Source organism: Bacillus norwichensis (assembly GCF_014836955.1).
Classification (GTDB): domain Bacteria; phylum Bacillota; class Bacilli; order Bacillales; family Bacillaceae_C; genus Siminovitchia; species Siminovitchia norwichensis.
In genome coordinates this window covers 63,501-86,114 of sequence record NZ_JACSPV010000010.1, presented here as the reverse complement: position 1 = coordinate 86,114, position 22,614 = coordinate 63,501, and the positions used below count along the sequence as shown (strand labels likewise).

Genomic DNA, 22,614 nt, shown 5'->3' with positions numbered 1-22,614 from the left:
GGGGCACCTCAAGTCGCTACAATCCTGTGGCTTCAGTTTCCTGTACGTCAGCAGGCTTAGAATGCGCTTCGCTTGCACTTTAGGCCCAGCTAGATTAAATCGAACAAAATCCGTTTTTAAAATTTCGCTCTAAAAAAACCTTGAACTGCTGCTCAAGGCTCTTTTTACCAGCTTATCCATTTCCATCCTTGCTTTCTTCGTTGACCTCAATTTTTTCGCAGCCCGAATATAGACAAGAATAAATATCCATTCCCTCTTTCGCTTTTGCCAATCCTTTTAAATAGGGAGTGACCAAATCCTTAAAGTCTGCCTCCACCCCTTTCTCCTCCAGCAAACCATGTACATATAATTTCTTTTCATCAAATAAAAAAGCAACATTTCCAACCGCTTTTCCTTTTGCATCCACTATATTTAATAGCTGAAAATGCGGGTTAATCACCTCAGGTGAAAAATATACTTCCACTTTGATTCTCTCCTTTATGTGAACTTTAATTGCTCAAATAACGTGCCGTTGCCTGTAGATGATTCCTCTTTCTTAACCCGGATGAAAAACAAGCACAACAGCATAGCCAAAAGTGTTATTCCAGCAGTGACCAAAAACATCCCTGATCTTGACCAATCCATCATTGCGCTGAAAACCGGCGGGCCGATAGCGACTCCCAAAAACCTCACAGATCCATATAAAGAGGTGACAAATCCTCTGCGTTCCGCAGATACTGAACCGGTAATAAAGCTGTTGATACAGGGAAGAACAAGTCCAGTTCCTATACTGCTGAAAACCAGAATAGAGATGAAAGGGATCAATCCTTTAAAAAAGACTAAAATTGAAAACGATGCTGTCATCAATAATAACCCTATAATAATCAGCTTCTTCATTAATTTCATGTTCTTTCCAATCTTGCTTCCGGTAATATATGAAGTTAATGTCATAAATAATAGAGGGATAGCCAATATTCCACCTTTTAGTAAACCATCAATTTGGTGATCTTTTTCAAGAATATCGGATATGTAAAATAATATTCCGAACAGCGTGAATAAACATGCTGCACCTGTGAAATAGGCAACAAAAAGCCATCGCCCCTCATTTTTAAAGACAGTTCCCAGTCCCTTGATATAATCGCCGACACCTGGTGGTTCTTCATCTTTTTTCTTTTCCCTTACGAAAAATAGTGTCAAAAGAATGGAGATAAGACAGAAAGCGGGAAAAGCAAAAAATGCAGCATACCATATAATCATTGCCAACAACGAGCCAACAATCGGACTGATAACTTTTCCAAATCCATTCGATGCTTCAACCAGCCCGAGTACCTTACTTTGTTCTCCTCCCTTAAAAAGGTCACCAGTCAAAGCCATCGCAATAGGAGCAGTGCCAGCAGCACCAATCCCCTGCAGCACTCTTCCGGCCAAAACCCATAAGTACGCATTAGAAAACCATGCAGAGGCTGCTCCTGCTAGTATCCCTCCTCCTCCATATAAAATAAGTGCCGGGATAATTATGGCCTTACGGGAAAAACGATCAGATAAATAGCCTAAAATGGGGATGGATACAGCTGCAGCCATAGAAAAGACTGTTATAATCAAACTGATTTTAAACTGGGAAACATCCAACTCACTTTTCATTTTCGGCAAGATTGGAATAAGCATGGAATTCCCCAACACTAAAATCAGTGGAATAGATGCAATTGCAGTAATGGTCATCCCCTTGCTTTTTTGCTTCGGCAACTTTTTCCCTCCCATTCGCCGAGTTTCAATATCTTTTTTATTTTGGCGGCATACTTGCTTTTTATGCAAATACAATAAATTAATTCAATATATACAGCACTCTTGCCTAGTTACTGAATACTCTATCCTAGATAATGGAGGAGGGTTATTCCATATGGAATTTTTGGATTTACCGAAAAGGACTTCCGGAACGAGAACCTATGGTATTACATCCATTGTAGATTTTGGCGTTCCTTTGAAGGAATTGGAAAGTATTTTAGACGATTACGGGCATATTATCGATATTGCCAAGCTCGGAATTGGCTCAGCTTATGTAACGCCGAATGTACAAAAAAAAGCAAGCTTATATAAGAAGTTTGGCATCAAGCCATATTGCGGGGGCACCTTATTTGAAAAAGCCTATTATCAAAACAAACTGTCTGAGTATGCAGAATACTTAAAGAGCATGGGGATGGATTGGATAGAAATTTCCAATGGGACAATCGAAATTCCATTGGAGGAACGGCTTAATCTTGTGGATCAATTCAAGGAAGATTTCCATGTGATAGCGGAAGTTGGATCTAAAGATGTAAACAAGCAGATGTCCAGCTTGGATTGGGTGGATGAGGTATGGAGCTTCCTTGAAGCCGGATGCTGCTATGTCATCACGGAAGGAAGAGATTCCGGTACCTCCGGAATTTACGATCAAAGCGGGTTGATTAAATCTGATTTGGTGGATGAATTATTAAAGGAGATTGACTGCAATAAAATCATCTTTGAAGCTCCCCTTCCCAAATATCAAATGTATTTCATTAATAAGATTGGAGCGAACGTCAATTTGGGAAATGTGAAGCTATCTGATGTCTTAATTTTAGAGGCACAAAGATGCGGGTTAAGATGTGAGACATTTTTCTTGGAGCAAAATGAATGCAAGCTACCTTTATAAGACATCTACCCACAGAATGGAATAAAAAAACATGGCTGCAAGGCAGACGCGATATTAGTATTTCTCCTGTTACTGAAAATAACTTGATAGACATTCAAGCTAATACGAAGTACTTGGAAAGCTTAGCGCCTTTTGATCTTGTTTTGGCCAGCACACTAAAAAGGACTCAGGAAACGGCACAGATCTACGGATACGAACCGAAACTTGAGCAACTGCTTGATGAACTGGACTTTGGGTCATTTGAAGGTGTCCCAAAAGAGAAAATGACAGAAGCATTGGGAGCTGATTGGATAAATAATCCGCTGGCTATCACAGTCGGTGAATCCGTTCAACATCTTGAGAAAAGAATCATTTCTTTCCTCCAACTGTATAAAAAACACAAAAATATCCTAGTTTTTGGCCATGGTGCATGGATGCGAGGAATCCGTTCTTATTTAACATATGGAAATATTAATCAAATGAATAAAATGGAAATAAAGAACAATGAGTACTTCTCCATTCAGTTATTACTTAAATAATTCTTATCTTCTTCTCCATCCTAATGACATGAAAGGGATTCGGCGAATGTTTATGTGATAAATAAAATCTATGATATTGGTTGACATAAACTGGCAAATGATAGCATAAATGACGATTTTATAATCGATGATTAAGGAAGTTAAAAGGAAAATGAACAGGTTGATACCCATCATAACTTTTCCCGGGCTCCAATTTTTATGAAAGGCAATCATCAGCGCCGGGATGACCATCCCGCCGCTTGATGCGCCTACACGAATAAGCAAACCGACCCCTACGCCGAAAAATAAGCTTCCGGCTGCCATATCAAATAATAAGTTGTGTGAACTTAATGGTATTTGCATAGTAAAATAGCTGACAGTAGCAGAAGTTGTCGCTACTGAAAGCACAGTCCGGAAAGTCCATGTATACCCAAAGTAATTCAATGCGAATAATAAGAAGACGGCATTTGCCAGCCATAAAGAAAACCCCAATGACAAACCAAACCAATGGTTCAGTAGGAGAGCGATCCCTGCCGCACCACCTGAGGGAATCGAATGAGGAAACAAAAACAAAGACATGGCCATTCCCTGAAGAAATGCTCCTGTGAACAAACATACATACATCAGTAAAATTTTTCTCATAAGATCAAATGCCTATCCCTTAAAGCAGATTTTGCTCCCACACCTATCCCCTCCTTGTCCATTTTATGAGGGAATAAAGATATTATGAGGACAAATAAGAAAGCATCGAAGGGGTTCCTTCAAAATAAAAAAGGGTATTCGGATTATCATGTGGAAACTATCACAATAAGTTATTATCATCATATTGGTGTACAGTCAATAAAAAGGTGGGTAAGCTTTGAAGGGCTTAGAAAAAAGGCTTGTGTACTTATTTACGGGAGAATTTTTTGCAGTGGTAGTTTTTACTTTTGTGTATATTTTTTATTCGGTTAATCCAAGTAATAGTTATTCTCTACTATATGTATTTTTCATATTAAATTTTATTTTACTACAAGGCAGTTTTTACTGGTTTATAAAATGGAAACGATTAAAGATTAAGGAAAATATTCTTCCTAACCTTAACAAGTTACTTAGCATATTGAAAAAGATAAATCTTACACTCCTATATGTTGCTCCAGTTATATTCCTAATTGATATAATTCAGATGGCACAAGTACCTTTTTCTCAATTTTTCCTAACCGTATTCATTTATGCTTTTGCAATCATCGAGTATATTAATTACTACCACATACAATTAACAAATTTTAAAAACGGGAGAGGAAAAAAGTCTTCAATTGCTAAAGAGCTAAACAAAATTAAATAGCCATCTTGGAAGTGTTACGCAACAAGGACGATAGATATAATCATCTTGATTAAACTAAAGAGTATATATTAGTAGAAGGGATGTTAAAAATAATTCCATACTATTTTCCGAATACCCTAAAAAAATAACCTCCCTCAATGAGATGGAGGTTATTTTTTCACATTTATCGTTTGTTTAAGCGGGTGAGAATTCATGAACCCAAACTTTCATTTGGGGAACCCATTTCATACCGGGATGGAACCCTAAAATAACACTCTTATATTCTTCCAAATTCTCATATCCTTCTTGCCTTGCATGCTCATCAGTCATTTCTCCAAGTCTTTGGGAATATACGTTCTCAACGATAAATCCCTTTCCCTGCAATTCCATCATTTCACCAATGTCCGCGTAGCGTCCATTTCTTCTTGTTGCCGTTTTCCGGCCCTCAATCACTTTTTTTACATCAGCAGGCACTGTAACTAGACGTTCAATTGTGCAAGTTTTTGGCGGGAGACTCACATTCATTTGTAAAACCACCTTTGTATATAAGATCTCTAGGAGTTCTATCATGTTTCGAAATCATTTTAACACATCTTACATGTGATAAAAAATCCTCTGGCTCGAATCAATTGCTCAATGTTTTGATATTCCTTCGTCATGATTTAGATGAGTAGCTGGAAGGTGAATGAAAAATGATGTCCCTTCATTGAGCTTACTTTCCACCGTTATTTTTCCTTTATGTGACTCAATGATCTCTTTGCATATAGCTAATCCAAGTCCATGTCCGGCTCGTTGTTTAGTTGATTTTGTGTAAAATCGGTCAAAGATATACGGGAGCTCCTCTTCGGAAATTCCTTGCCCCAAATCAGTGACAGCAAGTATCACTTCATGATTATCACTATCATTCAGAAGGTGAAGGCCAATTTCTCCGGGGTCCGCATGTTTGACTGCATTCGTAATCAGATTCTGAACCACCTGCTCCATCCTTCTCACATCCACTTCTACAAATGGATAGTCTTTGTGAAGAGAATCGTCCATTTCAGCTGAAAAGAACACATTAGAATTTACAATATCATGCTCAAACAGTGTGCGCAAATGGTTGAACAAGTCGTCTGCACGAATCGGTTTCTTGTTAAATATGATTCCTTTGGATTCCAGTTTTGATAATTCGAATAAGTCGTGAATCATTTCATTTAAAGTCAACAAGCGCTGATGGCTTTTGGTGAGATAATGAATCTGCTCTTCTTTGTCCTGAATGACGCCATCCAAAATCGCTTCAATATATCCTTGAGCTGCTGTTATAGGTGAGCGCAGATCGTGAGAAATATCGGAATAAAGCTGGCGTCTTGACATTTCAACATCGGCTAATTCCTGATTAGCTTTCTCTAAATTGTCGTTCGCATCTCTCAGTTTTTTTGTACGATCTATTACTTTCTTCTCCAAGCTTTCATATAACAAAGCATTCTCGATAGAGATAGCTGCCTGTGAAGAGATTAAGTTCAAAATTTCTATCCTATCAGGCGAAAAAGCGGACACGATTAAATTATTTTCTAAATAAATAATCGCTCCGAGTTTCCCCTGATGAAGAACCGGAAAACATAAAACCGATTTTGGTAAATTTTTTTGAATATAAGGATCGGAAGCGAATCTTTTATCAGTAGTTGAATTTGTTAAAATCACAGGCTCAAGACTCTTTTCAACGTAATGCACAATGTGTTTTGGGAAATGACTAGCACTGCTATGGGTAATCCGTGTTCCACCTTCATCAATGCTGCCTTGAACAATGGGCTCAAGGGTATCTGCGTCTTTTATCAACATGACCCCTTTTTGCGCGCCACCGTTCACTAAAACAATATCCATCACTTTGCAAATTAATTTTTCTAATACAATTTCACTTGATAGGGCACGAGCAGCATTTAAAATGGATTTTAAATCAATAGAATAAGCTCTTGCGTCATTTCCAGCTTGTGAAAGCTCTCTTTCTTGAAACATGTCGGGATATTCCTGTTTTAGCATAGTGATTTTTTTCTGAGCTCCCCATTTATCATAAGCATCAACAGCAGCAAACAAGGCTGTTTTTGCCAAGCGAGGAAGGCCTTGATTTTTATAAAATCTTCCCGCCAGCTCATTAATGATTCCTTCATCTTGGTTAAACCCATTTTCAGCCGCTGCCTCTGCCGCTTTTTCAAAGTATGTCGTTGCCTTCTCCACTTCATTTTCTAAAGCGGCTGTTTCAGCTTTAAGTAAAAAGTATTTGTGAGCATAATTAACAGGACTATGGCTCATCCACCTGTTAAATTGCTTCAGATTCCGCTTCATGCGTTTTTTGGCTCGTAATGGATCAAACATCTTACTGTCGTCTTTTAAACTTCTTAATAGCCATAGAGACTCATAGAAGTAATATTCAGGAGCTATGATCAAGAATAGCGATTGATCTACCAATTTCCCTAATTTTTTCACAACGTCTTTGGCAATGCTTTTTTCATTCAGTAGATAGGCAAATTGCAATCGTAATGTATAATGGATAATGATTGCTGATTCATCTGCCGTTTTAAACTCGAAATGCCAATCTGGATGATCTTGTTTTTCTTTTAAAACAGATATCCAATTGTTTAATTCGTATAAAAAATCATCAGCCAGTGTATATTGTATACTCACTGAAAAGTTCCGTTGCCACTCAATTAAATCAGCTGTTTCTTGTAAACTATGTCCTTTCAAGAAGCTAGATAAGCAAAGAAACGAGCTGTTGGCACCTGCAAGATGTAGATTCCCCGCTTCAATACAAAGTTTTTGTGAATGCTCGAGCATCTGTTCGCTTTCTGTTATATGTTTCTTCCAGTGATTAATATAAGTGCCAAAAATGAAATAAGCACTTGCCCTCAAAATGGTGCTTTCATTTTTATCAGCACTTAAAATAGCCATTTTCCCAAAGTCGTAGCTTTCATCATATCGTCCAAAGCCTGCGCTTAAAATAAGAGCATAATTAATATACACGAGTGCTGACATGTCTGTATTCCCATGTTTTAATGTAAGCCGGAACGCCTTTAATATAAGGAGTGCAGCCAAATTTTGATTCAGATGATAAGCAGAGGCATTCATTGCTAATAACGTTTTCGTAATCTGTTGGAAATCCTTGTTTTCCATTTTAGGCAGACGCTCGATTGAATCCATTCCATATTTCCTCAAACAGATTCGGGTTTTGAGGAACTCAGCTCCTACCTTCAGGTTGCCAGGGTTTTTATCAATGACCCATCCATATAGCCTAAGAGCCTTCAGACCTGAATCAACAGAGTCCTCCACCCGATGTATATGTGTGTACAAGGTCATTTTCAAATTGTAAATCTCCAGTTTTTCCTCTTTTGACTTAACTTTCTCTAAAGCTTCGTCAAACTTTTCCTCGGAAAACGAAAATTGATTGTTTATATATGCCAGTTCACCAAGTCCCATAGCAATTTGAACAGCTAATTCATAATGATTGGTCCATGTATCATCCCCGAGCAGTTTGTTGGCTATCTTAAAAAACGAATAGGAATCTTTAAATGCAACACCCTCCTTTGCTTTTTTACCAGCCAGCATATTCCATTCTGCCAATTGAATTTTTTCATAGGGATTCAGCAATGGAATGCATTGATTATAGTGATTCACGATATCAAATATATATTTTTCAATAGATCCCTCTTGCTTAGACAAATCGGAAAGGTACCTGCCAATTGTTAAATGCCTTTCTTTGCGTTCATCGTTGCTCATTGTTGAGTAAATCGCTTGCTGTACTTTATCGTGTAAAAATTGATAGACATCTGATATTCCTTCTACATGATTACTACCTTCCCCTGGATAAGCAGATGAATATGTCGTATTGATCCTAAAAATGAGTCCATCTTCTGTTGGAAGTGATAATAATCTAGCAATCTCACGATTGTCTTTTTCATTTAGTGCAGCCCTCAATAAAGACAGGCCAAATTGATTACCGATACAAGAAGCATGTTTTAACAGATCTTGCGCTTCTGACGGAAGTTTATGAAAACGGTCAATAATAAAATTCACAATATCTTCAGCGAAATTCATATTATGGAGCTTTTTAAAGTCAATTGTCCATGTTTTTTTCACTTCATCCAAAGCGATGAATCTTTGCTCATAAAATGCCTGAAGCAGCTGTTTAGTAAAGAATGGGTTTCCTTTTGTGATTCTTTGAATAAATATAGCCATTTCCTTAGATTCCTTATCGGAACACGCAAAAAGATGTTTGATCCAGGCTTGCATGTCTTGCTCACTTAAAGGCACCAATTGGATCTCTGTAGGTCTAAGTCCTTTTTCTTTAATATCCTGAAGCATGATGTTAAAGGGGGCGCCGGGTGATATCTCGTTGTCACGATATGCCCCTATGATTAATAAATAACGGTTAACTGGTTGTAATATGGCCACATGATGTAGCAAATCAATCGTTGCTTGATCTGCCCACTGCAAATCATCTAAAAACAAGATGAGCGGGTGCCCCTTTTTTGAAAATACTGAAATAAGCTTATCAAACGAGTAGCGTAAGCGGTTATTGGCTTCCAATGCCGTCACATTCTCCGGCTCTTTTTGTTTTCCGACAATCCATTGAAATTCAGGAATAATAGAAGCGAGTACAGGCAAATGCCCTTCAAGCTCCGCTTCCAGTATCTTCGTCCAATAAGCGATCCTTTCACGGCCTTCGGATAGCAGCTGTTTAATTAGGTCCGTAAAGGCTTGAATAAGAGGAGCATATGGTTTCTGTTTTTTTAATAAATTGAATTTTCCAGAAACGTAATAGCCACGATATTGATAGAGTGGTTGCTGAATCATATTCACGAGAGCTGTTTTACCAATTCCCGACTCACCAGTTATAAAAGCAATAGTTGAGTGGCCATTACAGCAGCGATCAAGTGCATGACGCAAAGCTTGTTCATCATTTTTTCTACCGAACAGCTTTTCACCGAAGTCGAACTGCGGCATGTGGTCTTTCTCCCCTAGAGGAAAAGCTGGGCTATCTTCACCAAGTCCAAACCTTTTTTTAAATTCTAATAAATCCTCTTTCAGACCAAAGGCACTTTGGTATCGAGACTCTGGATTTTTTTCCAGTAACTTCATTACGATATCCGAAAGTAAACGTGGGATTTTACTATTCAACTCAATGGGCTGCTTTGGGATTTTTGCAAGATGGGCATGAACGAGATCAGCCGGGTCCTGAAGTTCAAAAGGAAGCGATTGAGTAAGCATCTGATAGAACAAAACACCCAGAGAATAGAGGTCAGACCGTTTATCGACGTCCCGATTCAGTCTACCTGTCTGTTCTGGAGAAATATAGTGTGCCAGTGGACCTGGCAACAATATGTTTTTATCATTATGAGTGGTATCCTGACCAGTTAGTTTCACCTCAAAAGGCTTCATACGTATAAGAACGTTTGCAGGATGGATATGTTTATGAATCATTTGTCTGCTGTGCAATTGCTGAATAATTGATGCTAATTTTATAGAAATGCTGAGAAAGTGAGTGATGTTTAACGTGTTTTCTTTTAATAATGTATCCAAAGAAAGCCCATCAAAAAATTCTGTTACTAGAAATGATTGATTGTTATATTCTCCAATTGTGATAAGGTTCAATATTCCTTCTATTTGATGATTTTCAAGCAGATGTGATTTGTAGTACTGATCTTCAGAGATGTTTGGATTCTCAGTTGAGCGAATTCTTATCAGAACAGGAGAATGAGTGGATTGTTGCACAGCGGATACAAAAACCCACAGCTCGTTTTGATCCAATATCTTTAGCTCTTCAAAACCAGGTAAATGGATCATATTTACGGCAGCTTTCATAACATTTTCACCTCTTATCCATGATACCCGATTTGATTAATCTTTCTTTACTCAAATCGAAAACTTTAACTAAATTTTAGAAAACTTTAACTGAACTTTAAGAAACTTTAATTATGAATTATACAAGTGCGTGTAGACTATTAAATAATATCAAGTTATGGGGGGAACAGTCTTGAACCAATTAATTGTGGATATAAAAAATAAGGATGAGGAATTAGATATGGCGTGGGTATCTTTAATCGTTGAAGCAAAAGAAGCCGGATTGACGATAAATGAGATACGCCATTTTTTAAACAGCTTTCGTCAATCCGAGTAATGAAATTTATAGCCGATGCCCCTTACCGTTAATATAAAATGAGGGCTTGCCGGATTTGTTTCAATTTTTTTCCTTAAGTTGCTAATATGAACCATAACGGTTCGAAAATCACCTGAACTTTCCTCTCCCCACACATGTTCAAAAATTTGTTCAGTTGTATAAACACGATTGGGGCTTTTAGCCAGCAATGTTAAAATATGAAACTCTTTGGCAGATAATTGGATTTCATTTCCATTCATTTGCACAGAATAATTATCTGGATTTATAACAAGTCCATTATAAGAAAGTAGAGGTTGAACGTTTTCCTCTTTCTGCTGAAATAAACGGTTTCGTCGGAATTGTGCCTTGACCTTTGCTGTTAAAACAGAAGGGCTGAAGGGTTTGGAAATGAAATCGTCTCCTCCGATTCCAAGCCCAACGATTTTATCTGTATCATCATCTTTTGCACTTAAAAATAAAACTGGTACATCGCTTTTCTTTCTAATTAGCTGACACACTTCGAATCCATCCAAGCCAGGCATCATAACATCTAAAATCAGCAGATCAGCTCCATGGGCATTAAAAAGTTCCAATACCCTGTTTCCATCCTCCGCCTCAAGTATCCGAAAGCCTTCCCTGCTTAAATATATTTTTAATACTTCTCTGATATCTGGATCATCATCCGCAACAATGATATGCCCTTTCAACAACAGCTTCCCCCTTCCTACTATTGATTGAATGGTATATGAATGACATAGTAATATACTACCATTACTTTTAAATAATTACCTTAAAAATTTTACAAATTTGCAATAGATGTTTCTGACACTCAATAAGCCTTTCATTTACTTATAAAAAGCTGCATAGCTTCTATTGTAGAATAATACCTATTTTGTTCACTCTAAGAACATTTTTTCTTTCACAATAAGCGTAATCAATCTGCATTCAAACAAGCAACATCCCTCAGCAGTGATTCTCAGGTGTTTTATTTGGATCACTCCAGTCTCATGAAGTTTGATAGCTGCTAAACAAAAATAACCTTTCTTGACGAGAGAAAGGTTATTTTATCTGGTACTGAATACCATCGCTTGATACGCGTCGTGGTTTCAAAAACTTATTTAGGTTTTTTATAACACCACTCTGAGTCAAATGGTAAAGACTTTAATTTTTGCATATCCTTCCAACTGTACACCCAATTATAATCTGCAACCCAAAAATAGTCATCAGGATTAGCTTTCAGATAATGATATATAAATCGAAATACTAACTCCTCAACACCATAGATTTCTTCAATTGTCCCTCCCTGATACAGTTTGTGACTGGGATTCAATCCCACACCCTTATAATCAAAAAAATCAAGATTTGGATTATCCAATGCACCTACATAAAGTATAAACGATTCACCGTTCTCTTTTACATTTTTATCATTAATATTCAATGTGGTAGAAAGAAAATGGCCATTGCTGTCATAGTTTTTACTGTTATAAAAATTTAACATGATATCCGCGTGGTAAGCAGAAGCGATTGAATTAGCTAGAAGACGCTCTGGTGTATATTCTTTTTGGCTTATTAGGATAAAAGCGGTAGTTCCCATCTTTATAAAGCCCCCTTTAAATCATCTAATGAGTTAACAATAGTAACCCCTTTCGACTTAATATTTTCTAGCATGGTTTTATGTTCTGGCCTCAAATTGTTTAATGGCTTGTCAATATACAAAATAACCTTTTTGTTCTCATGATTAAAAAATAAATCACTGGCTGTATCAGTAAATTTAGCAAATTGTTCTTCGGTTACCGCTTTAATCGATGTTTTGACTTCAATGATCGCATCTTTTGTTACTACATCTAAATCACCAGCAGCTTCTCCTGTTTTCCTCATAACCTTTTGGCCATATCCTATAACATCTTTTTCTTTCCTTACAAAGTCCGCAACCTTTGCCTCAGTTGCTTTACCAACGTTTTTACTATTTAAGAACTGCTCAATATCTCTATTAATATTTTTGGGAGATTGTTTAACCCAAGTCAGCTCGGTTCCAGCCGGATTGGTATATTTCGTTTTATTTCCTTCTGTAACAATGTTGCCAATGATACTAGGTTTTCTCGTCTGCTCATTGGTTGTCCCCTCATGAACTGCCTCCTCATCCGGCGTTTCGCCATCTGTCTTCTTTGGTTTGTCCGGTTGCCTGTCAGGCTCTTTTCTGTCATTTTTTTTCGGCGGTTCGGGATGAGCCGGAACGTCTGGATTCGATTTACGAAAGCCCAGTTTTTCGAGAAGCTTGTTCACATACGGGCGACCCTTCTTTCCCATCCAGCTAAGCGCTTTGCCGAATGGAATTCGGTTTAGCATAATGCTTCCGGCGACGGAAAGTGCTCTTTCGGGTGTCAACAGCTTCTTTGGATCGCGAATATAACCGGCAATTTCATGCCCACTCCCGGCGACTCCCATCCCCGTCATTGCAATACCCAAAGCCGGCCAGAAGCCAACAAAGATCATAGATAGGGTCAGGGCTCCCAGTAGAAGCGCTCCCTGTTCATACCAATTCAGTCGATCCCACCAATCTTGCAGTGAATCGAACATGCAAGTAAAACATGCCGATTCAGCAGCACCTGCATGTGCTCCCATGCCCGCAAACAGTCCAGCCACAAGCAGACACACTGTAAGCACGGTTAATACCTGACAAAGAGACTTAACCCGGGCATTGATAGGCTCCTGTCTACTAGCGGCTTCGGTGTTCCCATAAAGGATATGAAACCCGAGTTCCCTGCGCTCCCGATAAAAACCAAGCCAATAGATGAATTTCTCACGTTCCAGACAAAAAGAGTAAGTCATATTCCATAGTTCGGTGAACGGATTCAGAAATGGTTCGTTTGGTAATGTCGGAAGCCGGCTCCTGATTTTATTCAAGGACCAGTAGTCAGCAAAAATCGATGTAAATAGCATCAGCAGGAAGGTTGATTGGGTTTTATAACCGTTGCCGGTCCAATCACTAAGCTGCAATACCCAAACTGGAAGCTGATGTTGACCGTTATAAGTAGCATGATCCAAAATGGCCCAAAGCAAAACAATTGTCGGAAACAGAAAAAGCCATTTCGTTCGTTTTTTGCGCAACCGAGAAGTAATTCCAATTGAGAGCGCAATCATAGCAGTATGTACAGGATGACTGACAGTCATGACTGTGGGAAGCAGACTTTCTTCGAAGCGCCCAGGAAATAGTGAGAACAAGTCCCAATGAACCGTTTCTCCGCCAAGCATAGTGAAACTGTATCCAAATTTTTCCGCTAGAACGCCGGAACTTAGCCACCTGCGGGAGAGTTCTTCCATCAGTTGGAAGCCGACGCCAGTTGCTGCACCAATAAGCGTATAGTCACTTAAACTCAAGGCGGAGGAGCGGCGTGAGAACAACAGAAACACACCTAAAGGAAGCAGTTTCCATAGCTCTTCGAAAATAGGAGTAATGGCAGCTATTGACCAAACATCGGATGTCTTTCCACTGAAAACCATGTGAAAAGCACTAACTGTAAGCGTCGTAAATGGTACAACCAAATAAACTCCTGACAGTACAAACAACACGACCGTCTTCCATGGCAATGTTTTGCTTCGGCACAAAACCCAAAATTGAAGTAGGACATAGAACGACCATAAATACTGGACCAGCATAGTACGTGCTTCTTTAACAAAAAATAGGCTTAAAACAAAAATAATGAGCGATAACCAAGAAAATATCGTATAAGCTGTTTTAACGAATGGATGTTTCTCAATCCATGATCGGCAAATTCGGATGCCGGATTCAAGAAAATCCCGTATTCCGGTTCGGATAGACCAAATCGTATTCATCGCAGCCCCCTTCGAGTGCTGACCTTGTTTGAGCGGAGCATCTCCCAGTCATGAGTTTTATCTCGACATACCGACTGGACGAAATATCTTTGCTTTTCTTTTCCCAACATAATGGGACGAGGCGGGATCTCAATATACTCTCTTGGAAGTCATTCCCGCACGCAGCCCTCTTGAGCACGTTCTCTGTTCCCTTTCAGACAATGAATCAATAATCTCTCAAAGCTCGAAGTTTTCATTCATGCCAGCATCGCTCTCTATTTCTAGATTGAAGCATCTGAACAGGCTTTATTTAGTCACCAATTCAGTTAGTAGTATTTTTTTCTGCCTTAATCAATCGGGCTTCCAATAATTTTTTGAAACGTCGCTAATCTTTCTTTTTATTGGTTAGATCATCAATATTCTTGTCCCCTTCCTCTTTGATCTCATCATAAACCTCGTTTCCACTTTTAGTAGCGGCTCTATATAAACGATCCCCTGTATCACGAGCGTAATTCCATACGAAATTCTTGCGTTCAGTAACCTGATTCCAAATCTCGCCGTGAGGGATTGTATTCCCATATTTATTTTCTAGGAATCTTAAGGCCGCCAATAATTTCTCATATTCTTTGTTTGCTAAAATTTGCATATCTATTGTTGTGTTATTAATTATTCCTTGCTTCTTTTCTTTTTGTATATTTGCGTCTCCTTCGCCTTTTTCTTTCCATATGGTCCACTCGCCACGCAATTTATCGTATGCCTTATTGAGGTAATCTTTTAGAGCTTCGCCATTATCAACTGAAGTAAATTCTCCCCCACCTGATGCAGCCACTTGTCGAAGCAGCTTCTGCCCTTCATTATCCACAGCAAAACCAATGATATTTACAACGGTTTTCACTTTGGCCTGATTGAGTTCTTTTGCAACCTTCGCCGGATCACCACCACAAGTTTCAATACCATCACTTACAACATAAACAACCGAGTCTGTTGTCTCTGGGTTCATATCTTTTTTTACAGACTCCAAGGCATTAGCAATCGGTGTCCAGCCAGCGGGCTTAACACTCGCTAAAGCTTTTGAAATCTGCTTTGTCTGGTTACTTGGGCCATGAAAGATTTCTTCTGTACTGCTGCATGATAACTGCTTATCTTTTTCATTCCCGGTACCTTTATGTCCATACACACGCAAAGATACTTCAGCATTCTCAGGTAGTTTATCTGTGAAAGTTTGAATCGCTTCTTTTGCTGAATCCATTTTTGATTTACCGTTTATCTGTGCCTCCATACTGCCACTTGCGTCAAGTAGGATAGAGATGTTCAGTTTCCTGCTTGCAGGTAACGTGACGTTTCCATTCGGCCGCTGATTATCCACTTTCACTTCGGTATCAAAGTTTTTAAACGTAGTAATATAAGAACTGTAGTCTTCGCCCAATAGCAGAAGCAATTCTTCAGTATATTGATCAGCAGTCAAGTTATCTGGTAGTTGGTCCAATTTGGCTTGAACTTTCTGCTTATCATAATTGGAACCGGCAAATGGTCCTGCTGGCTTCATTAACATTTCTTCATCCGTTAAGAGAGTCTGAGGTTCGCTTTTCTCCGATTCCATCTGGGACTCAACTTCGGAATGGGGTTCATTTTCAATTTCAGTTTCAGGTTCACTTTCAACTGTTTTAGATTGTTTCTGAACTTTTACATTCTCCTTTTCAGGTTCATTTTGACTACAGCCCGCAAGCAAAACGATTAAGGTTACAAAAATTAAGATAGATCTTTGAATCATTCACTTACCTCCAATTCAAATTCTCGTAAAATATCATCAAACATAGTGGGGAAATAAAGAAAAGGCACTACCTTAATAGCGTGGTCTTCCTTCTTGTATTCATTAAACTACTGAAGCTCATCCCGAAAATAAACCAGGCTTGTGAAACAATCATTTTCAAACGCCTTCTCATCTTTTCATACTGACTCGTTAGAGAAACATAACGAGCTAGCCAACAATGAGAAGTCTCCTATAAACGAAATATTATAAAAATTTAGACGTATTTAATGTTGGCGTCTGCATTCATGAGTTCAGCCACTGGAGAATCTCAGTGTATTTTTACCGCATGGTATCCTCTATCGCGTTTTCAGATTCACAATAACCGTTCAAACATCGATCTATACCTTTTCAAAGGTTTGCTCTGGTTTGAATTTTAACAATGTTAAAATATGAAATTATCCTATGTACATTTCCAAAAACTATTCCCCCCAACTTAATTAAATGAATGATATTGTAATATATTACCATTATTTTCAAATGTTTGCCTCAAAAAACATAAAAAAAGAACTAGATAACTAAGTAATAGTCTCTAGCGTTATGATGAAGCAAGTATTCAGTTCAGCAAACCCTTCATTTGTCTATAGATAGCAGCAATCTCATCTACTGACATTCGAACTAGACCGCTTGATGAAGGTGCAACAAACTCAATGGTCCCTGGAACAATAGGGGTATTTTGTTCTCCCCAAGCAACATTTCTTCTTTTGCTATATTGCTGATACACTCCTTTTCCAACAAAACAGGCAACTTTCGGATGATAAAACGAGATTTTCTCTACTAATACTTCTCGTCCCGCTCTATATTCTTCTGCAGTAATTTCTTGGGCGTTTCGTGTGGGTCTTGGTACGATATTGGTAAATCCATATCCAATCTCCAACAATGTGCCGTCTTCGCTAGGGTCAAACTTCCTTTCAGTTAATCCTGATTGATGAAGAATTTTCCAAAAGCGATTAGAAGGGTTGGCATAATGATGTCCAGTCTCACTTGACCGAATACTGGGGTTGAAGCCTATGAATAGGATACTTAACCCTTTTTTGATATGGTCGGGAATAGGATTCACTTTATTGCTCCTTTTTCATTTTAAAAAACATTTGGTATACAAGTCTATTTTTACAGATGCAAAAACACGGAATTTCATACAGTGAAACTATAAGCTGAAAGTCCTTGCTTTTGTACGTTTAATGAAAACAGGAGCCGTCTCTCGTGGGCGGCTCCATGTTCATGTTTACTATCTATTCTACTTTTATTCTCCATCCAAACGGATCCTCTTCCTTACCCGTTTGAATACCAGTCAATGAAGTGTAGACCTTTAATGACAATTCGCCTGTTTTTCCGTTATTAATGAGCATTTTCTCGTTTTTCCAGAATAATTCTCCAATAGGTGAAATGACTGCGGCCGTACCGGAGCCGAATGCTTCCTCTAATTGTCCGTTTTGGGAAGCATCATGTAATTCCTCTATTGAGATTCTTCTTTCAGATACTGGTACACCCCAATGCTGTAAAAGCTCTATAACAGACTTTCTGGTAATTCCCTCGAGAATGCTTCCGCTTAGTGCAGGTGTAACTACTTCACCATTTATTTTAAAGAATACATTCATACTTCCTACTTCTTCAATATATTTATTATCTTTTCCATCAAGCCAAAGCACTTGGGAGTAGCCGGAAGCACTTGCTTTTTCCTGCACGATCATGGCACCCGCATAATTGCCGGCTGTTTTTGCATTCCCTGTTCCTCCACGGACAGCTCGGACAAACTCGCTTTCTACCGCTATTTTTACAGGGTTCATTCCTTCTTTGTAAAAGCTGCCGACCGGCGACATGATAATCATGAATGTATATGATTTTGAAGGCGTTACATCCAGATTTGGTTCGGTTGATATGATGAAGGGACGGATGTATAATGACATGCCTTCTTGATTAGGAATCCAGTCTCTGTCAATTGACACAAGCTTTTGGAGTGCTTCAAGCGCGAGCTCTTCGTCCACTTCTGGTATACACATACGGCTGCTTGACCTGTTCAGCCTCTTGATATTTTCATCTGGTCTAAATAAGAAAACTTCTTCATTTTCCGATATATATGCTTTTAGACCTTCAAAAATGGTTTGCCCATAATGGAAAATTGTTGCAGCCGGATCGAGTGTAATTGGTTGGTATGGCACAATTCTAGGATCATGCCAGCCTTTTTCCTCCGAGTAATCCATCATAAACATGTGGTCAGTATAAGTTTTTCCAAATTTCAAGTTGGAAAGAGACGGTTTGTCTTTGCGGTTTGTACTAAGTTGGATGTCAATTTGTTTGTTCAAAACTTATTCTCCTTCTCTCGCTTATAATCTATTTAATATTATTTAATCACTTTATTTACGAACCTGTCCATCACCAGATACATAAAACTTGGTTGATGTAAGGGCGTTAAGTCCCATCGGTCCACGCGCATGCAATTTCTGGGTACTGATGCCGATTTCCGCACCATAGCCAAACTCAAATCCATCTGTAAATCTAGTGGAAACATTATGATAAACAGTTGATGCGTCGACCGCGACTTGGAATATTTGTGCGTTTTCTTCATTTGCAGTGACAATCGATTCAGAGTGCTTAGTTCCATATTGGTTGATATGCTGAATAGCTTCGTTAACATCTTCCACGACTTTTACACTGACACTCAGTCCAAGATACTCTGTTGCCCAATCTTCCGCAGTAGCTTCTGTTGCTTTAGAGAAAACTTCGCGAACTGACTTGTCACCATGGATTTCTACGTTGTTTTGATCAAGCTTTTCAAGCAATTCCTTACCATGGATTTCGAACCAATCTTTTTGTATGAGTACTGTCTCAATAGCATTGCAAACAGATGGACGTTGCAACTTGGCATTTAGCACAATGTTTTCAGCCATTTCTTTATTTGCGGACTCATCCACATAGACGTGGCAGTTTCCGGCTCCAGTTTCGATGACTGGTACAGTTGATTCGCGTATGACTGTTTTAATGAGCTGCTTTCCTCCACGTGGAATCAATACATCCAGATAATCATTCAATTTGAATAATTCCTTAGCTGTTTCTCTGCTCGTATCTTCAATCAATTGAACAGCATCTACTGGAACTGCGCTTTTTCCCAGTGCTTTGTGAATGGTTTGGACGATAGCCAAATTGGAAAATTTAGCGGAAGAACTTCCCCGTAATATAACAGCATTTCCAGTTTTTAAGGATAGAGTGGCTGCATCGATCGTCACATTCGGTCTTGCTTCATAGATCATGCCAACCACGCCAATAGGAACCCTTTTTTTCGTGATGGTCATGCCATTCTCTTTCTTAATAATCTCCAATGTTTCACCAATAGGATCTTTCAAATCTATTAAAAGTTTAATGGCACGTGCCATATCTTCAATTCGTTTTTCATTCAACATGATCCGGTCCAATATAGAATCAGACAGACCTCTTTCCTTTCCTGCTTGCAAATCCTTCTCGTTTTCTTGAATAATATAATCTTTATCCTTCAACAATTGTTCAGCAATCAAATCAAGGGCCCTGTTTTTTTCCTCTGTTGAACGGTTGACAAGTGCTCTGCTGGCTTTTAATGCAGCTTTCCCTTTTTCTTCCACTTCACTTACGGCAGCCTTTTCTTTTAGTGTCATAAGTATTCCTCTCCTATCACTCGTAAAATAATTCTAAACAAATGCGCCTTGACGTATTTGCGCCCCTGATTTTATCGAGCGAAGCTCGATACATTTCCTCTGAAAATCTGTGGCATCCGCCAGTGGCTTTGACTTTATTTAACTGGGGTTTGAACCCCCACCACTTACAGAAATGGGAGACTTCTGCTGAATGAAGTTAATCAGACTTTGACCCATCTATTGCGATGGATGACTTCAATGGTCGGCATTAACGTCTCCTTATTCTCTTCACAACTTCTTTTTTCAATCAAATCTCGAAGCTCCGGAGAGGAGTACGTGACTTCTCCTCTTCCCAGCAGTCCATTTACTCCGTAAACTTCAACAACATCGCCTTTTTGGAAATTTCCCTTCACTTTGAAAACACCAGCAGGCAGCAAGCTTTTGCCCCTATGAAGAATAGCATCCTCCGCTCCCTGATCAACATAGATTTTTCCTGATGTTTCAGAGTGGAAGGCGATCCATTGCCTACTTGTATTAATAGGATCGAGTGATCCGTTCGCAATGTATGTGCCGTCTCCGTTTCCACGAAGAATTTCAAGCAGCTTGTCTTTTCCGCTTCCTTTGCCAATGAAAACAGGGACACCGAGGGAGACTGCCGTTTTTGCTGCCAATAATTTGGATTTCATGCCGCCTGTTCCAACTTTGGAGCCTGTCTCATCAGCAGATTTCAGCAAATCCTTTGTAATATCCTCCAGATAATCAAACTTCTTCGCATCTGGGTTCATCCTTGGATTGGAATCGTACAGACCGTTTATATCCGTTAAGATGATGAGCATGTCAGCGTGTATAAACCCGCTGACAAGAGCGGAGAGCATGTCATTATCTCCAAATGTCAACTCATCGACTGCCACGGTATCATTTTCATTAATAATCGGCAGCAGTCCGCGATCCAAGAGCTCGCTAATTGTTGCAAACGCATTTCTATAGCGGGATCTGTCTGCGAAATCACTTCGTGTGAGCAAAATTTGTGCTGGAATGATGTTAAATTCGCTCAATTTCTCTGTATAGGACTGCACAAGGAGGCTTTGGCCGACTGCTGCAGCTGCTTGTCTTCCTTTTACCGTTACCGGACGGGTAGGATACCCCAGGTTTTTGAAACCAGCGGCAACAGCTCCTGAGGATACAAGTATCACTTCATGATTGGCGCCTCTTAAAGCAGCCAGTGCCTGAACGTGATCAGCAAACTTTTCCTGATCGATTTCTCCTCTGTCATTTGTCAGGGAACTGCTTCCGATTTTAACAACGATCCTTTTTTTTCTCATGGGTCTATCTCCTATTACAATGATCATTCTTAGAAAAATAAAATAGCTCTCCCATCCTCATATAAAGGACGAAAGAGCGTAGCTTCCGCGGTACCACCATTTATTGGGTGCATCAGCACCCCACTTTGCCTGATAACGCCAGGAAACGCCCATGTTTTTGCACGGGACTCTGAAGGCAGGTTCAACGGTTTTCCAGTGGCGAAATTTCTCAGCTTGTAAATTCCGCTCTCTTGTCACGGAACAAATCCGTTTACTAGCCCTTCGTCTACATTCAACGTTCATAATTTGATAACCATTATGAACGTGAAGAATGAATTTGTCAAGGTGAGGAGTCTAGCCGCCAGCTACGAAGTGTACATTTATAAATATCAATTATGAATACTGAAATCCTCTTTAAGTATGTGAATATAAAAATTTAATTTGTACTTTCTAGTTATGTCCCGTTTAAGCTTTTTTTCTCACCAATACTATCCCTATTACTGAAACGTGGTAGAGATTCTAGCACCACACAAAATGCGTAGAACAATCACTTATCGGCTTTTTTGCTCCACCATGTAGCAAGCAACGAGCCTGAAATATTATGCCAGACACTAAAGATGGCACTTGGTACAGCTGCAAGTGGGGAAAAATGCGCTGCCGCCAATGCCGCACCAAGTCCAGAGTTTTGCATGCCTACCTCGATGGCAATGGCTTTCTGGTCAGAATAGTCTACGTTTAATAAGCGAGCAATCCAGAAACCTAACAAATAGCCCAGACAATTATGTAAGACGACAACAAGTAAAATAAGCAAACCTGTCTCGGCGATTTTCTGCTGACTACCACTGACAACTGCTGCGACGATGGCGACAATTGCAATAACAGAAACAAGCGGCATAGCTTTTATACTCTGCTCTACTTGCTTGCGAAAAAGTATTTTTGCAATGAGTCCAAGGATAATTGGTATAAGGACAATCTTCACGACCGATAAAAACATATCTCCTGCCGAAACTGGTAGCCATTTGCTAGCCAGCCATAGAATCAATGCAGGCGTTACAAAAGGTGCCAATAACGTGGTGCAAGATGTGATGGCAACAGATAAGGCCACATTCCCTCTTGCCAAAAAGGTCATAACGTTTGATGAAGTACCCCCAGGGCAGCAACCTACAAGGATGACACCTGCCGCAACTTCAGGCGGCAGCTTAAATCCAACAGCAAGTCCAAAAGCGATGAGTGGCATAATCGTAAATTGCGCAAGGACACCAATCGCCACTTTTTTCGGATGCTTTAATACTTCTTTAAAATCGTCCACAGATAATGTCATACCCATCCCGAACATAATAATTCCAAGAAGAATAGATATGTAAGGTGCAATCCACGTAAAACCGCCTGGCATAAAAAATGCCAATGCTGCAAATAACAATACCCATATTGCGAAGGTATTGCCTGCAAATTGGCTAATCCTATCTAACATCTTCAATTGCATAAACCTCCCTTAATTATAGATTGATTATACA

The 22,614-nt window shown here is 39.2% G+C and carries 18 protein-coding genes; 4 read left to right on the top strand and 14 right to left on the bottom strand.

Annotation, left to right across the window (positions count from 1 at the left end; genetic code table 11):
- Positions 1-172: 172 nt before the first annotated feature.
- Positions 173-463, bottom strand: coding sequence for a hypothetical protein (locus tag H9631_RS08165; RefSeq protein WP_191811663.1), 291 nt, complete (start codon positions 461-463; stop codon positions 173-175).
- A gap of 14 nt (positions 464-477) precedes the next feature.
- Entirely contained in the window at positions 478-1,737 is a 1,260-nt protein-coding gene (locus tag H9631_RS08160; protein ID WP_225220944.1) for an MFS transporter, read from the bottom strand.
- A 139-nt stretch (positions 1,738-1,876) separates the two neighbouring features.
- Here H9631_RS08160 and H9631_RS08155 point away from each other — a divergent pair, with 139 nt between their 5' ends.
- On the top strand, positions 1,877-2,647 hold the full coding sequence (locus H9631_RS08155; RefSeq protein ID WP_191811660.1) for a phosphosulfolactate synthase: 771 nt from the start codon (positions 1,877-1,879) through the stop codon (positions 2,645-2,647).
- On the top strand, positions 2,629-3,165 hold the full coding sequence (locus H9631_RS08150; protein WP_191811658.1) for a histidine phosphatase family protein: 537 nt from the start codon (positions 2,629-2,631) through the stop codon (positions 3,163-3,165). The genes H9631_RS08155 and H9631_RS08150 overlap by 19 nt, the downstream gene beginning before the upstream one ends.
- Positions 3,166-3,168: 3 nt before the next feature.
- Here the strand turns inward: H9631_RS08150 and H9631_RS08145 are convergent, their stop codons facing one another.
- Complete coding sequence (locus tag H9631_RS08145) at positions 3,169-3,786, bottom strand: YitT family protein (protein ID WP_191811655.1); 618 nt, start codon at positions 3,784-3,786, stop codon at positions 3,169-3,171.
- 217 nt (positions 3,787-4,003) lie between these two features.
- Here H9631_RS08145 and H9631_RS08140 point away from each other — a divergent pair, with 217 nt between their 5' ends.
- Positions 4,004-4,468, top strand: a complete 465-nt coding sequence (locus H9631_RS08140) for a general stress protein (protein ID WP_191811653.1) — start codon at positions 4,004-4,006, stop codon at positions 4,466-4,468.
- A gap of 174 nt (positions 4,469-4,642) precedes the next feature.
- Here the strand turns inward: H9631_RS08140 and H9631_RS08135 are convergent, their stop codons facing one another.
- Positions 4,643-4,972 (bottom strand): ASCH domain-containing protein, encoded by a 330-nt coding sequence (locus tag H9631_RS08135; RefSeq protein WP_191811651.1) that lies wholly within the window; start codon positions 4,970-4,972, stop codon positions 4,643-4,645.
- Between the two features lie 108 nt (positions 4,973-5,080).
- The gene (locus tag H9631_RS08130) at positions 5,081-10,279 is read right to left on the bottom strand and encodes an ATP-binding sensor histidine kinase (RefSeq protein ID WP_191811649.1); all 5,199 of its coding nucleotides are present in this window, start codon (positions 10,277-10,279) and stop codon (positions 5,081-5,083) included.
- Between the two features lie 172 nt (positions 10,280-10,451).
- On the opposite strand from H9631_RS08130, the gene H9631_RS08125 reads away from it, so the two are divergent.
- Complete coding sequence (locus H9631_RS08125; RefSeq protein WP_225220937.1) at positions 10,452-10,595, top strand: anti-repressor SinI family protein; 144 nt, start codon at positions 10,452-10,454, stop codon at positions 10,593-10,595.
- Here the strand turns inward: H9631_RS08125 and H9631_RS08120 are convergent.
- The 9 genes from H9631_RS08120 to H9631_RS08080 all read right to left on the bottom strand — a co-directional run bounded on the left by H9631_RS08120 (position 10,583) and on the right by H9631_RS08080 (position 22,571).
- A complete protein-coding gene (locus H9631_RS08120; protein ID WP_318246785.1) occupies positions 10,583-11,281 on the bottom strand; it encodes a response regulator transcription factor in 699 nt (232 codons plus the stop codon). The two genes, H9631_RS08125 and H9631_RS08120, sit on opposite strands and share 13 nt — an antisense overlap.
- Positions 11,282-11,688: 407 nt before the next feature.
- On the bottom strand, positions 11,689-12,168 hold the full coding sequence (locus H9631_RS08115) for a hypothetical protein (RefSeq protein ID WP_191811645.1): 480 nt from the start codon (positions 12,166-12,168) through the stop codon (positions 11,689-11,691).
- Between the two features lie 2 nt (positions 12,169-12,170).
- Complete coding sequence (locus tag H9631_RS08110) at positions 12,171-14,408, bottom strand: PrsW family glutamic-type intramembrane protease (RefSeq protein WP_225220936.1); 2,238 nt, start codon at positions 14,406-14,408, stop codon at positions 12,171-12,173.
- A 364-nt stretch (positions 14,409-14,772) separates the two neighbouring features.
- The gene (locus H9631_RS08105; protein ID WP_191811642.1) at positions 14,773-16,158 is read right to left on the bottom strand and encodes a VWA domain-containing protein; all 1,386 of its coding nucleotides are present in this window, start codon (positions 16,156-16,158) and stop codon (positions 14,773-14,775) included.
- 592 nt (positions 16,159-16,750) lie between these two features.
- A complete protein-coding gene (gene mug, locus H9631_RS08100; protein ID WP_191811640.1) occupies positions 16,751-17,254 on the bottom strand; it encodes a G/U mismatch-specific DNA glycosylase in 504 nt (167 codons plus the stop codon).
- A 172-nt stretch (positions 17,255-17,426) separates the two neighbouring features.
- Positions 17,427-18,497 (bottom strand): branched-chain amino acid aminotransferase, encoded by a 1,071-nt coding sequence (locus H9631_RS08095; protein WP_191811638.1) that lies wholly within the window; start codon positions 18,495-18,497, stop codon positions 17,427-17,429.
- A 51-nt stretch (positions 18,498-18,548) separates the two neighbouring features.
- Positions 18,549-19,820 carry a glutamate-5-semialdehyde dehydrogenase gene (locus H9631_RS08090; RefSeq protein ID WP_191811636.1) on the bottom strand — a complete coding sequence of 424 codons (1,272 nt, stop codon included), beginning with the start codon at positions 19,818-19,820 and terminating at the stop codon, positions 18,549-18,551.
- A gap of 200 nt (positions 19,821-20,020) precedes the next feature.
- Positions 20,021-21,121: a glutamate 5-kinase gene (gene proB, locus H9631_RS08085; protein WP_191811634.1), complete on the bottom strand. Its 1,101-nt coding sequence runs from the start codon at positions 21,119-21,121 to the stop codon at positions 20,021-20,023.
- 526 nt (positions 21,122-21,647) lie between these two features.
- Positions 21,648-22,571, bottom strand: coding sequence for a bile acid:sodium symporter family protein (locus H9631_RS08080; RefSeq protein WP_404801725.1), 924 nt, complete (start codon positions 22,569-22,571; stop codon positions 21,648-21,650).
- Positions 22,572-22,614 lie beyond the last annotated feature (43 nt).